The organism is Gymnodinialimonas ulvae, assembly GCF_037543845.1.
Classification (GTDB): Bacteria; Pseudomonadota; Alphaproteobacteria; order Rhodobacterales; family Rhodobacteraceae; genus Gymnodinialimonas; species Gymnodinialimonas ulvae.
This window is the reverse complement of sequence record NZ_JBBIFX010000004.1, coordinates 224479-238040: the sequence shown is the minus strand read 5'-3', so window position 1 is coordinate 238040 and position 13562 is coordinate 224479. Positions and strand designations below refer to the sequence as shown.

Here is a 13562-nt window from a genome sequence, read left to right as displayed (position 1 = left end):
AAAACGGGCATGCATCTCGACGTACTTGACCTGCGGCAATTTTATTACCGCACGCGGCTTGGCCGGATCGCGCAGAAAGCGGTGCGGGAGCGGATGCTGAAGATGTGGCCGGATGCGAAGGGGCAGACGGTGGTAGGCTTCGGCTTTGCGGTGCCGTTGTTGCGCCCGTATCTGGCCGATGCAGCGCGGGTGATCGCGCTGATGCCCGGCGAGCAGGGGGTGATGCCATGGCCCGCGGGGTTGCAGAATGTCTCGGCCCTGTGCCGGGAGGGGCTTTGGCCGGTGCAAAGCGAGAGCGTCGACAAGTTGGTGTGCCTGCATGGCGTGGAGACGTCGGAGCATCCGGCGGCGGTTCTGGAGGAATGCCAGCGGGTGCTGGCGCCGGGCGGGCGCGCGTTGTTCATCGTGCCGAACCGGTCGGGGCTCTGGGCGCGCCGCGACGGGACGCCCTTTGGTTTCGGGCGGCCCTATTCGCTGGGGCAGTTGGAGGCGCAGCTCAAACACCATGATTTCGTGCCAGAACGCCATGCGGCGGCGTTGTTTTCGCCGCCGTCGCATCAACGGTTCTGGCTGCGATCGTCGGACATGCTGGAACGGATCGGTGGCAAGCTGACCCGAAGCCGGGCGGGCGGGGTGATCTTGCTGGAAGCCTCAAAGCAGGTACCGGCGCGGCCAAGGCCGGGGCTGGCGGAACGCGTGAAGCGCCCGCTTCGGGTACTGGAGGGCACGGCAAAGCCTGCGGGCGTGTCGGGACGCGACGCGCAGTGATCTGCGTCCTTTACTATAGCGACACCGGGCACACCCGCGCCTTGGCCGAGGCTGTCGTCGACGGGATTGGGGCCGATGGGATCGGGGCGGCGCGGCTTGTGGATGTGGCGCGGATCGGTGCGGAGGATTGGGCGGCGCTGGATGCGGCCCCGGCAATTGTGTTCGGCGCGCCGACATACATGGGGTCCACGGCCGCGCGGTTCGACCTGATCCTGGAAGAGGCCGCAAACCGGTGGGACACGGGGCGATGGGCCAACAAGATCGCCGCCGGGTTCACGGTGGCGGTGCATCCGTCGGGGGACAAGATGAATGCGCTGGTGCGGCTTGCGGTATTTGCGGCGCAGATGGGCATGATCTGGGTCGGGCAATCGGAGATCGGCGCGCCGGTGAAGCCCGGTCGCGCGGGCATCAACCGGGACGGGTCGTGGTTGGGGCTTATGGCGACAGAGCCGGTCAGTGACGGGGATCTTGAGACGGCGCGCGTTTTTGGGGCGCGGGTGGCGGGCGCGAGTGCGCGGTGGAGCGTGGGGGCGTAACCGCCGAGGCGTAGGAGAGAGGGACCAAGCGTTCCATTATGACGTCAGACGCGTGAGGATATGTCGGTACAAGTCGCCGTCTGCTTTGGCCACGGTGGGTTCGGCGATGCAGGGTCCATCCAGATCCAGCGACCCCACCGCGACGATGTGGTGCGCGATCTCGGGTGGCGTGGTTTCATCGATGCATCCGGTCTTCCAGTCATGGAAGGCGGAGGAATAGCGCACGGCGGCCCTGCTGGCCGGCAGATCCAGGAGCCCGCCTTCGGCAAAGAATGCCAGCCCGTCGCCCATGTCTTCGCCAAGAATCCTGAGCCTGTCGCCCAAACGATGCTTCAGGATCGCAACAAACACGATTGCCGCCGAGAATGTGAATTTGTCCACAAGTACGACCACCTGCCGCCGTGCAGATCCGGCAATGGCGTCGATCAGAGGCATGGTTTTCAGAAAGTCGCCACCGGTATTCCCGCGGACATCAATCAGGAGAGGTGAATGTGCATGGGCCGTCACCTGCTCGGCCGCATTTGAGATCGCTTTTGCGAGCGCGGTTTCGCCAGGGTCAAAGAAACTCGGAAGCGCGATTGAAAGCCCGATCCCCGTCCCTGTGATGATCTTCACAAACGTCCCCGGTTCCCAGGCCGGATCGGCCCTGCCATGCTCGGACCTGGGGTAGAGGGTCGATGCGAGCGCCGTATTTTCATGGTCGACTTTCAGGTCGATGATCTGCCCATCCGCGTCTTGCAAGCGGTATTCGGTTGCGCCGCCTTTCGACGGAAATCCCAACTGCGCCAAGGCATAGGGCCACGCGAGCAGGATCGACCCGATGACCCGTTTGCGTTGCGGCGTTCCGGCGAGGAACCGCCCTGCGGCGCTTTCAATCTGGCGGACGGGTGTTCCGTTGACCGCGACCAGCGCCCCAGTTGACGCCGTGATGTCCGGGGCTGCGAAAACCAGGTGGACGCTTGACGCAATGCTCACGAATCTGAGCGGAAGCACCCGGATAGCGGTGTTAGGGATAAAGCGTGTGTGGCCGTTGTCAGGCAGCGCCATAAGGCGCATCACGGACAGGAGAAACGCGTTTTTGTCACCGTCCCGTGCATGCCGCCTTGCGTCCTCGATGCAGCTGTCCAAGACCGCCCTTTCTATCCGCCGAAAGCTGGGATCGGCGGGCAAGACAATTTGCAGGAGTTGCTCCAGGTCCTGCTGGAGGTCTTGATCGGGGGACATGGCTGCAGACTGCGCATGGCTGCGTGCCAGTGTCTATGCCGGGTGTGTGTTGAGGATGAACGACAGGCCGCGCAATACGATCTCGCCCGGACCCGGGCCCCGCACGGCCCCGCCCCCCTGGCCGCTGAGACGGTATCGCGTGCGACGTGAGGTCGGTGGACGCACGGCGGCGGCGGGTTCGTTTTGCCCGGCTGGCCGGTGCGGACAGGGCGAGACCGGCCCGAAAAACACGGAAACAGGCCCAGAATCGAGCCTTTGGGCCGCCGGATTTGCCCGGGCAAAGCGCCGCAGCGTGGCGGAGTTGAGTTAAGCCTTTGAAACCAGGAGATTTTCAACCAGAGAGGACGTATGCAGACCCTGTTGCAGCGCCGCAAACCCTCTGCTACACCCCGCCCGAATTCACAGGGGAGTGATGGTCCTGCGCCATCACCACAGGGATCGCCCGGGGGGCAGCGGCGCTGCCAACCTACCCGGGCGTAACGTCTGAAATGAGCGCGCCGTCGAGCGCGACGCATACGAAAGGGGTCTTCGTGAGCGAACCAGCTTCGATCTCGACCGGCATTGCCGCGCGCTATGCGACTGCGATGTTCGAATTGGCGTCTGAAGAAAAGGCGCTGCCCGCGCTGGAATCCGACATTGATGCCCTCGACGCCGCGCTCGCCGACAGTGCCGAGCTGCGCGATGTGATCCATTCGCCGATCTACGGGCGCGAGGAAACCGCAGCGGCCATCGGCGGTGTGGCCGACAAGATGGGCCTGAACGCGATCACCGGCAACACACTGCGCCTGATGGCATCCAAGCGGCGGTTGTTCGTGCTGCCCGCGCTTCTGACGGCGCTGCGCGAGAAGATCGCGGAGCACAAGGGCGAGGTGACGGCAGAGGTGACCTCGGCCAAGGCGTTGACGAAAACCCAGATGGACAGGCTGGCCAAGACGCTGAAGGCGTCGGTGGGCAAGTCCGTGAACCTGAAAGCGACCGTTGATGAGAGCATCATCGGCGGTCTTGTTGTTAAAGTTGGCTCGAAGATGATCGACACGTCGATCCGCTCCAAGCTCAACGCACTCCAGAACACGATGAAAGAGGTCGGATAACATGGCGATCCAAGCAGCTGAGATTTCTCAGATCCTCAAGGACCAGATCAAGTCGTTCGGTCAGGACGCACAGGTTGCCGAAGTTGGCCGCGTTCTGTCCGTCGGCGACGGTATCGCGCGGGTCTACGGCCTCGACAACGTGCAGGCCGGTGAGATGGTCGAATTCCCCGGCGGCATTCAGGGTATGGCCCTGAACCTGGAAGCCGACAACGTGGGTGTTGTGATCTTCGGCTCCGACCGGGACATCAAGGAAGGCGACACAGTCAAGCGCACGAATTCGATCGTGGACGTGCCGGCGGGCAACGGCCTTCTGGGGCGTGTTGTGGACGGCCTTGGCAATCCGCTTGACGGGAAGGGGCCGATTGACGCCTCCGAGCGTCGGATCGCGGACAGCAAGGCACCCGGCATCATCCCACGCAAGTCGGTGCACGAACCAATGGCGACCGGCCTGAAGGCCATCGACGCGATGATCCCCGTTGGCCGTGGCCAGCGCGAGTTGATCATCGGCGACCGTCAGACGGGCAAGACCGCCGTGGCGCTTGACACGATCCTGAACCAGAAGAGCTACAACGAAGCGGCCGGCGACGATGAGAGCAAGAAGCTCTACTGCATCTACGTGGCCGTGGGTCAGAAGCGCTCGACCGTGGCGCAGCTGGTGAAGAAGCTCGAAGAAACCGGCGCGATTGAATATTCGATCGTTGTGGCCGCAACTGCGTCGGATCCGGCGCCGATGCAGTTCCTCGCGCCCTACGCGGCGACGGCGATGGCGGAGTTCTTCCGTGACAACGGGCGGCACGCCCTGATCGTTTATGACGATTTGTCCAAGCAGGCGGTGTCGTATCGTCAGATGTCGCTGCTGCTGCGCCGTCCGCCGGGCCGCGAAGCCTATCCGGGTGACGTTTTCTACCTGCACTCGCGCCTTTTGGAGCGGTCCTCGAAGCTGAATGAGGACAATGGTGGCGGCTCGCTGACGGCGTTGCCGATCATCGAGACGCAGGGCGGCGACGTTTCGGCGTTTATTCCGACCAACGTGATCTCGATCACCGATGGTCAGATCTTCCTTGAGACGGAATTGTTCTTCCAGGGCATCCGCCCGGCTGTGAACACCGGTCTGTCGGTGAGCCGCGTTGGATCGTCAGCACAGACCAAGGCGATGTCCTCGGTCGCGGGCCCGGTGAAGTTGTCGCTGGCGCAATATCGCGAGATGGCGGCGTTTGCGCAGTTCGGTTCGGACCTTGATGCGTCGACGCAGGCGCTTCTGGCCCGAGGCGCGCGCCTGACCGAGATGATGAAGCAGCCGCAATATTCGCCGCTGACCAATGCCGAGATCGTCACGATGATCTTTGCGGGCACGAACGGGTATCTCGACAAGATCGACGTCTCGGATGTGGGTCGGTTCGAGGAGGGTCTGCTGACCTTCATGCGGGCACAGAAGAAAGACGTGCTCGATTGGATCACCAACGAAGATCCGAAGATCAAGGGCGATGCGGCGGACAAGCTCAAGGCCGCCATCGACGAATTCGCCGCTGACTTCGCATAAGGGAGATCGGGTGTGCCCAATCTCAAGGACCTAAAAAACCGGATCGCGTCGGTCAAATCGACCCGCAAGATCACCAAGGCGATGCAAATGGTCGCCGCTGCGAAACTGCGCCGGGCGCAGGACGCGGCGGAGATGGCGCGTCCCTATGCCGAGAAGATGGAGGCCGTGATGGGCGGCCTCGCCGCCGCGGTTGGCGATGCCGAGGGCGCGCCGCGTCTTCTGGCGGGCAACGGCCGCGATCAGGTGCATCTGCTGGTGGTGATGACGGCGGAGCGGGGCCTCTGCGGGGGCTTCAATTCGACGATCGTGCGCAAGGCGCGCAGCCATGCCGAAGAGCTTCTGGCGCAGGGCAAGACGATCAAGATCCTGACCGTTGGCAAAAAGGGCCGCGAACAGATCAAGCGCGACTATGCCGAGCAGATGATCGGGCACGTTGATCTTTCGGATGTGAAACGGCTTGGCTATGCCAATGCGGCAGAGATCGCGTCGGACGTTTTGGCACGGTTCGAGGCGGATGAATTCGACGTCGCCACGATCTTCTACAACCGCTTCCAATCGGTGATCAGCCAGGTGCCGACGGCAACGCAGATCATCCCGGCGGTTTTCGAGCCGACGGATGGCGACGAAGGCGGTCCGCTTTACGACTACGAGCCCTCGGAAGAGGCGGTGTTGGAAGATCTTCTGCCGCGCGGTGTCGCGACACAGATTTTCACGGCCCTGCTGGAAAACGGGGCGTCCGAGCAAGGGGCGCGGATGTCCGCGATGGACAACGCAACCCGCAACGCCGGTGAAATGATCGACCGCTTGACCATCGAGTATAACCGCTCGCGTCAGGCCGTGATCACCAGCGAGCTCATTGAAATCATCTCGGGCGCCGAAGCGCTTTAACGACGGAGAGACGACTTATGGCAAATGCAGTCGGCAAAATCACGCAGGTCATCGGCGCTGTCGTTGACGTGCAGTTCAGCGATCACCTGCCGGAGATCCTGAACGCGCTTGAGACGGACAATGGCGGCAAGCGCCTTGTGCTTGAGGTGGCTCAGCACCTCGGCGAGGGCACGGTGCGCACCATCGCGATGGACGCGACCGAAGGTCTGGTGCGTGGTCAGGAAGTGACCGACACCGACGGTCCGATCATGGTGCCGGTGGGCAACGCGACGCTTGGCCGTATCCTGAACGTTGTGGGCGAGCCCGTGGACGAAGGCGGCCCGGTCAACGCGGACGAAAAGCGTGCCATCCACCAGGATGCGCCCGAGTTCAACGAGCAGTCGACCGAGTCGGAAGTGCTTGTGACGGGCATCAAGGTTGTGGACCTGCTGGCGCCCTACGCGAAAGGCGGCAAGATTGGCCTCTTCGGCGGTGCCGGCGTGGGCAAGACGGTTCTGATCATGGAGCTGATAAACAACATCGCGAAGGTGCACTCGGGCTATTCCGTATTTGCCGGTGTTGGCGAGCGGACGCGTGAGGGCAACGACCTTTACCACGAGATGATCGAATCCAACGTGATCAAGCCCGAGAACCTTGAAGAGAGCCAGGTGGCTCTGGTCTACGGTCAGATGAACGAGCCTCCGGGGGCGCGTGCGCGCGTGGCGCTGACCGGTCTGACGCTGGCGGAACAGTTCCGCGATGCATCGGGCACGGACGTTTTGTTCTTTGTGGACAACATCTTCCGCTTCACGCAGGCCGGGTCCGAAGTGTCCGCGCTTCTGGGTCGTATCCCGTCTGCTGTGGGCTACCAGCCGACACTGGCGACCGACATGGGCGCGATGCAGGAACGGATCACCTCGACGAAATCGGGTTCGATCACGTCGATCCAGGCCGTTTACGTGCCTGCGGACGACCTGACCGACCCCGCACCGGCCACGACCTTCGCGCACCTTGATGCGACGACGGTTCTCAGCCGGGCGATTTCGGAGCTGGGGATCTATCCGGCGGTGGACCCGCTTGACAGTTCCTCGCGCCTGATGGACCCGCAGATCGTGGGCGAAGAGCATTATCAGGTGGCGCGTGACGTGCAGGGGATCCTGCAGCGTTACAAGTCGCTTCAGGACATCATCGCGATCCTCGGGATGGACGAATTGTCGGAAGAGGACAAGCTGACCGTGGCGCGGGCCCGGAAGATCCAGCGTTTCCTCAGCCAGCCGTTTGACGTGGCGAAGGTCTTCACCGGCTCCGACGGCATCCAGGTTCAGTTGGAAGACACGATCGCGTCGTTCAAGGCCGTGGTTGCGGGCGAATACGACCACCTGCCCGAAGGCGCCTTCTACATGGTTGGCGGCATCGACGAGGTGATCGCGAAAGCCGAGAAGATGGCTGCGGAAGCGGCCTGATTTAAGCCGCCCCGGTTCGCCGGGGCGGGTTTTGCAGACAACTGGAGCCGAATGATGGCAACCATGCAATTCGATCTCGTAAGCCCCGAGCGCCGTCTGGCCTCGATGGAGGTGACCGAGGTGCAGATCCCCGGCGCCGATGGCGACCTGACCGCGATGCCGGACCATGCGCCGATGATCACGACGCTGCGCCCCGGGATCCTGAAGGTGAACGGCAGCGACGGTGAGAAATCGTACTTTGTGACGGGTGGGTTTGCGGATGTCGCGGGCCCTACCGCCACGATCCTGGCCGAACGCGCGCTTCCGATCGAGGAAGTCACGGGCGAGTTGGTGGAAGAGTTGATCTCTGCGTCTGAGACCGCGCGGTCCGAGGCCAAGGATTCTGCTGCGGATGTGGCGGCGAAATACCACGCGGACCTGACGGCGACATTGGATTCGATTGTCGGGCGCTGAGCCCACAGGCTTTCGCAAAGGTTAACGCCCCCGGCCTAAGGTCGGGGGTTTTTTCATGCCGATTCCGCAAATAAAGGGGCATGCCCTTCTTTTTCCTCAACATTGCCGCGGGTTTCGGCCTACAACCGGCGCATCCCTTATCCTGTTTGTGCCATGAAACGATTTCCGTCCAATTCCATTGCCGTTGATCAGGGATCCAGTGTCCTGTTTTCGGATTTCTCCCACGATGGGCCGATGTGGTCCGGGGAGGGGCCGCGGGAAAACATCATGCGTGTCAGCTTTGCCGAGGCCTATGTCGCGCCGCCGGTGGTGCATGTGTCGATCTCGATGTGGGACATGGGCGGGGAGACCAATCAACGCGCTGATTTGCGGGCCGAAAAGATCACGCCGGAGGGGTTTGACCTGGTGTTTCGCACCTGGGGTGACAGCCGTGTTGCGCGGATCCGGGCCGATTGGATGTCGATCGGGCAGGTGCAGGATGAGGACGTGTGGGACGTAGACTGACGCAACGTCAGCATTGAACGATGTTCACAAATGAACAACGTTCATATTGTGTTGCTCAGGAAAGGCCCCGTCATGTCACATGTTCCACTCGACCCGTCCCGTTCCCACGTCTGGCAGGCCGGAGGGGTCGGGCTTGTCACCGGCCTCTTGTCCGCCCTGTCCTTGAACCCGCTTGGTGAATTTTCCGGAACTTTGCCGTGGTGGCCGGGAGAAATGCTGGGGTTCATGTCCATCTTCGCGCTGTCTGCTGGTTTGATTTACGGCGTGCTTGGCGGTGGATTTGCGCGCTTGCGCCTGCGTTTTTCGAAGGTTGCGGTTGCGGTCTTTGCGCTGACTTCAGTGGGGGGCATCGCGGCGGCGGTTTATGCGGCGATCCTGGCGATGGGGCCCGAAGCGGCTCAGGACAACTTCATCGTTCCCTACCTTGCAGGCGGGGTGGTTGGCGGGCTGATCATGGCCGTCCCAATGGTTTTGATAGCGCGGCTTGCGCGCCCGTTATGGGTGGCGGGGCGCGCGACGCTTCTGACCACGGGTTGGTCTGTTGGCGTTGCGACCGCGATGGCGGTCCTGGGTGTGGACGATGCTTTGAGCGTGCCGTGGTTGCTTGTCTTGTTCTGCGGTTGGCAGGCCTTGTTCCTGATGCAGATTGCCGCGGCGGATCGGAGGGCTTAACGCCCCCACATGCCCTTCGGATACAGCCCTTCGTAGATCGGGACGAGCGAGGCGGTGTCGAACAGTGACGAGACCGAGGTACCGTTCCAGATATTGAGGATCGACTGCGCAAACATCGGCGCGGTCGGAACAACGCGGATATTGGCGCAATTCCCGATCGGTTCGGTTGCCTCGATCGTGTCGGTGATGACCAGCGATTTCATCACCGATTTCTCCACCCGCTCGACCGCCGGGCCGGACATGACGCCATGGGTGATGTAGGAATGCACCTCCGTCGCGCCCGCCTCCATCAGCACTTCGGCAGCCTTGCAGAGCGTGCCAGCAGTGTCGCAGATGTCGTCGACAATGATACATTTCTTGCCTTCCACATCCCCGATCACGGTCATTCCGGACACTTCGCCTGCCTTTTCGCGACGTTTGTCCACAATGCTGAGCGGCGCGCCGATCCGCGTGGCCAATTCGCGCGCGCGCGCCACACCGCCGACGTCCGGGGAGACGACCATGACATCGGACATGTCGCCGCCAAACTGGTGCAGGATGTCGAGGGCGAAGATCGGCGAGGCATAGAGGTTGTCGACGGGGATGTCGAAGAAGCCCTGAATCTGGGCGGCGTGCAGATCCATGGTCAGAACCCGCTCGATGCCGCCCGCGACGATCATGTTGGACACCATCTTGGCTGAGATCGGCGTGCGCGCCTTGGTGCGGCGATCCTGCCGTGCGTAACCGAAATAGGGGATCACGGCGGTGATGCGCGAGGCCGAGGAGCGTCGCAGGGCGTCGGCCATGATCAACAGTTCCATCAGGTTGTCATTGGCGGGCTTGGAGGTCGATTGGATGATGAACATGTCCTCGCCGCGGACGTTCTCGAAGACTTCGACGAAGATCTCGCCATCGTTGAATCGCTCGACCCGTGCATCGACAAGACCCACCTGCATGCCGCGATGCATCGACATCCGTCGGCTGATCGCTTCGCCCAAGCTTTTGTTTGCGTTGCCGGATATGAGTTTCGGGTCTTGTGCAGCCATTGATATGTCCCCTCTGATCGGGCAAATGGCCCACCCCCAATGCACCGAAGCGCGGGCCCCCGTCTGTAGTTGACACCCCCTAACACCCGCTCCACTTATCCGCCAAGCCAAAAGGGGACCTGCAGATGCCGCATATCGACTACTATTTCTCCACCATTTCACCCTACACCTATCTTGCCGGAACCCGGATGGAGGAGGTCGCCGCAAAACACGGCGCGACGATCGGCTATAAGCCATTGGATATCATCGCGCTGTTCGGGCGCACGGGTGGGATCAAACCCGCCGAGCGGCATGAGAGCCGCAAGGAGATGCGCCTGCAGGAGATGCGGCGGCAATCGGCGAAGCTGGGTCTGGCGATGAACCTGCAACCGGCGCATTGGCCGACGAACCCGGCGCCGTCGTCTTATGCGTTTATCGCGGCGGCGAAGGCAGGTGTTGGCGATCTGGGCGGGTTGGTGCATGCGATCACGCGGCGCTGTTGGGCCGAAGAGCAGGACATCGCGCAGGACGATGTGATACGTGCGGCCCTGGAAGAGGCGGGCTTTGATGGGGCGCTGGCCGACAGTGGCATGCTTGCGGGGGCGGAGGAATATGCGCGCAACCTTGACGACGCTGTGAGCGCCGGGGCCTTTGGCGCGCCTTTCTATATCGTGGACGGGTCCGAGAAATTCTGGGGTCAGGACCGGATCGAGGATCTCGACCTGTACCTCGCCGGAAAATTGTGAGCGTTCGGCACTGGGGGCAGGGCGATGCGCCCGCGCTTTTGCTGCATTGCACGCTTGCCCACGGCGGGGCATGGGCCGGTTTGGCGCGGCATCTGGGCGAGCGGCTTTCGATGGTGGCGCCCGATCTTTTGGCGCATGGCGCGGGGCCTGCAGCAGATCCGTCCCGCGATTTCCACGATCAGGCGACAGAGGCCGCGGCGCGGCACCTTCCCGACCGGCCCGCACATTTGATCGGCCACAGTTTCGGGGCGACCGTCGCGTTGCGCCTTGCCCTGGACGCGCCGGAACGCGTGCGCTCCCTGATCCTGTTCGAGCCGGTGCTGTTTTGTGCGGCAAACGGCCCTGGCCGGGCTGCGCATGACGCGCATTTCGCCACGCTGCCCGCAGCTATGGCCGCAGGCGATCTTGCGCAGGCGGGTCGGGTGTTCCTTGATCTGTGGGGCGCGGAGGGGTTCGATGGTTTGCCGGATGCACAGCAGGCCTATGTCACCAAGCGGATCTGGATCCCGCAGGCGACCGAACCTGCGCTGGTTGGTGATCGAGCCGATATCCTGGCCCGTTTGCCGAAGCTACAGATCCCGACGCTTTTGATGCAAGGTGGGGATGCGCCGCCCGTGGTCGCTGAGATCAATGCGCGGCTTGCGGCCGACCTGCCCAACGCCACCCGGAGCACTATCGTCGGGGCCGGTCACATGGCGCCCCTGACCCATCCGGCGCAGGCGGCTGCAGCCATCACGCGGTTCCTCGACACGCTTTAAACCGGTCCATCGCAGAGGGGCCGTTCCCCGCGACGCAGCGGTGCAATTGTGCGCGCCCCCTTGCACCGGTGGCTCACCTGACGCATCACTTTGCGGAACAGAAAGGCGCGATTGATGGCTCTGCCCGTTCGGCAACAATTGATCTACTGGGGTCTTGCCACCCTTGTCTTTCTGGCCGTGTTGTACGTGCTTGGCGATGTGATCATGCCGTTTCTTGTGGGCGGCGCGATTGCGTATTTCCTTGATCCCGTGGCGGACCGGATGGAGCGATGGGGCCTGTCGCGTACGCTTTCTACCGCTCTGATCTTTCTAATTATTCTGGTAACAATCGTCCCGGCCATCGTCATCGGCGTGTCGATCATCGAAGACCAGACGCGCGGCCTTATCGAAGCAGCACCTAGTATCCTGGCCAATTTCCAAGGCTTCCTTGAGGCGCGTTTCCCTGGCCTGATCGCGGAGGGCTCCCCGGCGATGGAAGCGCTCGGCAACATCGGCAATGCGATCCAGTCGCGCGGCGGTGAATTGCTGCAGACCGCGCTGAGTTCGGCGGCCAGCGTGATCAATGTTCTGGTGTTCTTGATCGTTGTGCCGGTCGTGGCGTTCTACATGCTGCTGGACTGGGACCGGATGATCGCCCGGGTCGATGACCTTTTGCCCCGAGACCATGCGCCGGTGATCCGCGAGCTGGCATCGCGCATCGACCGCACCCTGGCCAGCTTCATCCGGGGGCAGGGCACCGTGTGCCTGATCCTGGGCACGTTTTATGCGATTGCGCTGATGGTGGTGGGGCTGCAGTTCGGGCTTGTGGTCGGTCTAGTTGCGGGGCTTTTGACGTTCATTCCCTATGTCGGCGCGTTGGTTGGCGGGCTCTTGGCCGTGGGTCTTGCGCTGTTCCAGTTCTGGGGCGCGGAGAATTGGTGGATGATCCTTGTCGTGGCGGGCATCTTTCAGGCGGGCCAGATGATTGAGGGCAATATCCTGACACCGAAACTGGTGGGGTCATCCGTTGGCCTGCACCCGGTTTGGTTGTTGTTCTCGCTGTCGGCCTTCGGGGCGCTTTTCGGCTTTGTGGGTCTGCTTGTCGGCGTTCCGGTGGCGGCGGCGATCGGGGTGCTGGTGCGCTATTTTATTGAGCGGTATCAAGATGGCCTGCTCTATCGCGGGGTCGGGGCCATCCGGGCGGAGGCCGATGCGGCGGAGGCGCAGGGCAAGATCCCGCCATCAGACATCGACCCCAGCTAATGGCCCGGCAACTGACCTTCGATCTGCCCCCGCGTCCGGCGATGGGGCGTGATGACTTTTTCGTCAGCACGGCCAATGCGAGCGCCGTCGCGCTGGTCGATGGCTGGCGCGATTGGCCCCATGGCAAGCTGGTGCTGACCGGTGCGCGCGGGGCGGGCAAGACGCACCTGGCCCATGTCTGGGCGGGGCAGAGCGGAGCGCGGATCGTGGTGGCCACGGACGCGGTGGACCTCACCGACCTGCCGCCTGCGCTTGTGGTGGAAGATTGCGAGGCGGTGGCGGGGGATCCCGTGGCCGAGGAGCGCTTGTTCCACCTGCACAATGCGGCGCTTGGCAAGGACGTCCCGCTGCTTTTTACGGCCCGTTCCGCGCCAAGCCGCTGGGGCCTCAGCCTGCCCGATCTGGCCAGTCGTATGGCGCAGGCCGGGCTGGCCCATATCGACCCGCCCGATGATCAATTGCTGATGATGGTGCTGGTCAAGCAAGCCACGGATCGCTCCATATCGCTGACGCCCACGATGCTAAGCCATGTCACCGCCCGCATGCCGCGCGATTTTGCCGCCATCACCACGCTCATCGCCCATGCCGATGCGCTTGCGTTGAGCGAAAAGAAACCGGTCAACAGCACGCATTTGCGCGCCGCCCTTGCGGACCTGCCCGGTGATCCGTCATCCTGAGGCCAGACACGGACGTA

Annotated in this window: 15 protein-coding genes; 13 read left to right on the top strand and 2 right to left on the bottom strand. The window is 62.9% G+C overall.

Annotated features, from left to right (window positions below; all coding sequences use genetic code 11):
• Positions 1 to 9 precede the first annotated feature (9 nt).
• Both V8J83_RS18285 and V8J83_RS18280 read left to right on the top strand, forming a co-directional pair.
• The gene (locus V8J83_RS18285; RefSeq protein ID WP_339987936.1) at positions 10 to 768 is read left to right on the top strand and encodes a class I SAM-dependent methyltransferase; all 759 of its coding nucleotides are present in this window, start codon (positions 10 to 12) and stop codon (positions 766 to 768) included.
• On the top strand, positions 765 to 1304 hold the full coding sequence (locus tag V8J83_RS18280) for a flavodoxin family protein (protein ID WP_339987935.1): 540 nt from the start codon (positions 765 to 767) through the stop codon (positions 1302 to 1304). Before V8J83_RS18285 ends, V8J83_RS18280 begins: the two co-directional genes overlap by 4 nt.
• A gap of 36 nt (positions 1305 to 1340) precedes the next feature.
• Here V8J83_RS18280 and V8J83_RS18275 read toward each other — a convergent pair whose 3' ends face one another.
• Positions 1341 to 2279 carry a S41 family peptidase gene (locus V8J83_RS18275; protein ID WP_339987934.1) on the bottom strand — a complete coding sequence of 313 codons (939 nt, stop codon included), beginning with the start codon at positions 2277 to 2279 and terminating at the stop codon, positions 1341 to 1343.
• A 779-nt stretch (positions 2280 to 3058) separates the two neighbouring features.
• Between V8J83_RS18275 and V8J83_RS18270 the strand changes: the two genes are divergently transcribed.
• From V8J83_RS18270 to V8J83_RS18240, 7 genes are all read left to right on the top strand, one after another.
• Positions 3059 to 3619, top strand: coding sequence for a F0F1 ATP synthase subunit delta (locus V8J83_RS18270; RefSeq protein WP_339987933.1), 561 nt, complete (start codon positions 3059 to 3061; stop codon positions 3617 to 3619).
• Position 3620: 1 nt separating this feature from the next.
• Positions 3621 to 5159 carry a F0F1 ATP synthase subunit alpha gene (atpA, locus tag V8J83_RS18265; protein WP_339987932.1) on the top strand — a complete coding sequence of 513 codons (1539 nt, stop codon included), beginning with the start codon at positions 3621 to 3623 and terminating at the stop codon, positions 5157 to 5159.
• Positions 5160 to 5171: 12 nt separating this feature from the next.
• A complete protein-coding gene (locus tag V8J83_RS18260) occupies positions 5172 to 6047 on the top strand; it encodes a F0F1 ATP synthase subunit gamma (protein ID WP_339987931.1) in 876 nt (291 codons plus the stop codon).
• Between the two features lie 17 nt (positions 6048 to 6064).
• Positions 6065 to 7489 (top strand): F0F1 ATP synthase subunit beta, encoded by a 1425-nt coding sequence (gene atpD, locus V8J83_RS18255; protein ID WP_339987930.1) that lies wholly within the window; start codon positions 6065 to 6067, stop codon positions 7487 to 7489.
• Positions 7490 to 7540: 51 nt separating this feature from the next.
• On the top strand, positions 7541 to 7942 hold the full coding sequence (locus V8J83_RS18250; protein ID WP_339987929.1) for a F0F1 ATP synthase subunit epsilon: 402 nt from the start codon (positions 7541 to 7543) through the stop codon (positions 7940 to 7942).
• A gap of 153 nt (positions 7943 to 8095) precedes the next feature.
• On the top strand, positions 8096 to 8446 hold the full coding sequence (locus V8J83_RS18245) for an H-type lectin domain-containing protein (protein ID WP_339987928.1): 351 nt from the start codon (positions 8096 to 8098) through the stop codon (positions 8444 to 8446).
• Positions 8447 to 8518: 72 nt separating this feature from the next.
• Positions 8519 to 9118: a hypothetical protein gene (locus V8J83_RS18240; protein WP_339987927.1), complete on the top strand. Its 600-nt coding sequence runs from the start codon at positions 8519 to 8521 to the stop codon at positions 9116 to 9118.
• Here the strand turns inward: V8J83_RS18240 and V8J83_RS18235 are convergent.
• Positions 9115 to 10143, bottom strand: a complete 1029-nt coding sequence (locus tag V8J83_RS18235) for a ribose-phosphate pyrophosphokinase (protein ID WP_339987926.1) — start codon at positions 10141 to 10143, stop codon at positions 9115 to 9117. The genes V8J83_RS18240 and V8J83_RS18235 overlap by 4 nt on opposite strands.
• Before the next feature lie 125 nt (positions 10144 to 10268).
• Between V8J83_RS18235 and V8J83_RS18230 the strand changes: the two genes are divergently transcribed.
• The 4 genes from V8J83_RS18230 to V8J83_RS18215 all read left to right on the top strand — a co-directional run bounded on the left by V8J83_RS18230 (position 10269) and on the right by V8J83_RS18215 (position 13545).
• Positions 10269 to 10868 (top strand): 2-hydroxychromene-2-carboxylate isomerase, encoded by a 600-nt coding sequence (locus V8J83_RS18230; protein ID WP_339987925.1) that lies wholly within the window; start codon positions 10269 to 10271, stop codon positions 10866 to 10868.
• Positions 10865 to 11626, top strand: coding sequence for an alpha/beta fold hydrolase (locus V8J83_RS18225; RefSeq protein ID WP_339987924.1), 762 nt, complete (start codon positions 10865 to 10867; stop codon positions 11624 to 11626). The genes V8J83_RS18230 and V8J83_RS18225 overlap by 4 nt, the downstream gene beginning before the upstream one ends.
• A gap of 114 nt (positions 11627 to 11740) precedes the next feature.
• Positions 11741 to 12868: an AI-2E family transporter gene (locus tag V8J83_RS18220; protein WP_339987923.1), complete on the top strand. Its 1128-nt coding sequence runs from the start codon at positions 11741 to 11743 to the stop codon at positions 12866 to 12868.
• Positions 12868 to 13545, top strand: a complete 678-nt coding sequence (locus V8J83_RS18215) for a P-loop NTPase family protein (protein ID WP_339987922.1) — start codon at positions 12868 to 12870, stop codon at positions 13543 to 13545. The genes V8J83_RS18220 and V8J83_RS18215 overlap by 1 nt, the downstream gene beginning before the upstream one ends.
• Positions 13546 to 13562: the final 17 nt, after the last annotated feature.

Bases quoted from the DNA above. Each gene is read 5' to 3' on its own strand.
- V8J83_RS18285 (WP_339987936.1), top strand. From the start codon at position 10: ATGCATCTCGACGTACTTGACCTGCGGCAATTTTATTACCGCACGCGG.
- atpA (WP_339987932.1), top strand. From the start codon at position 3,621: ATGGCGATCCAAGCAGCTGAGATTTCTCAGATCCTCAAGGACCAGATC.
- atpD (WP_339987930.1), top strand. From the start codon at position 6,065: ATGGCAAATGCAGTCGGCAAAATCACGCAGGTCATCGGCGCTGTCGTT.
- V8J83_RS18250 (WP_339987929.1), top strand. From the start codon at position 7,541: ATGATGGCAACCATGCAATTCGATCTCGTAAGCCCCGAGCGCCGTCTG.
- V8J83_RS18245 (WP_339987928.1), top strand. From the start codon at position 8,096: ATGAAACGATTTCCGTCCAATTCCATTGCCGTTGATCAGGGATCCAGT.
- V8J83_RS18240 (WP_339987927.1), top strand. From the start codon at position 8,519: ATGTCACATGTTCCACTCGACCCGTCCCGTTCCCACGTCTGGCAGGCC.
- V8J83_RS18235 (WP_339987926.1), bottom strand. From the start codon at position 10,143: ATGGCTGCACAAGACCCGAAACTCATATCCGGCAACGCAAACAAAAGC.
- V8J83_RS18230 (WP_339987925.1), top strand. From the start codon at position 10,269: ATGCCGCATATCGACTACTATTTCTCCACCATTTCACCCTACACCTAT.
- V8J83_RS18220 (WP_339987923.1), top strand. From the start codon at position 11,741: ATGGCTCTGCCCGTTCGGCAACAATTGATCTACTGGGGTCTTGCCACC.
- V8J83_RS18215 (WP_339987922.1), top strand. From the start codon at position 12,868: ATGGCCCGGCAACTGACCTTCGATCTGCCCCCGCGTCCGGCGATGGGG.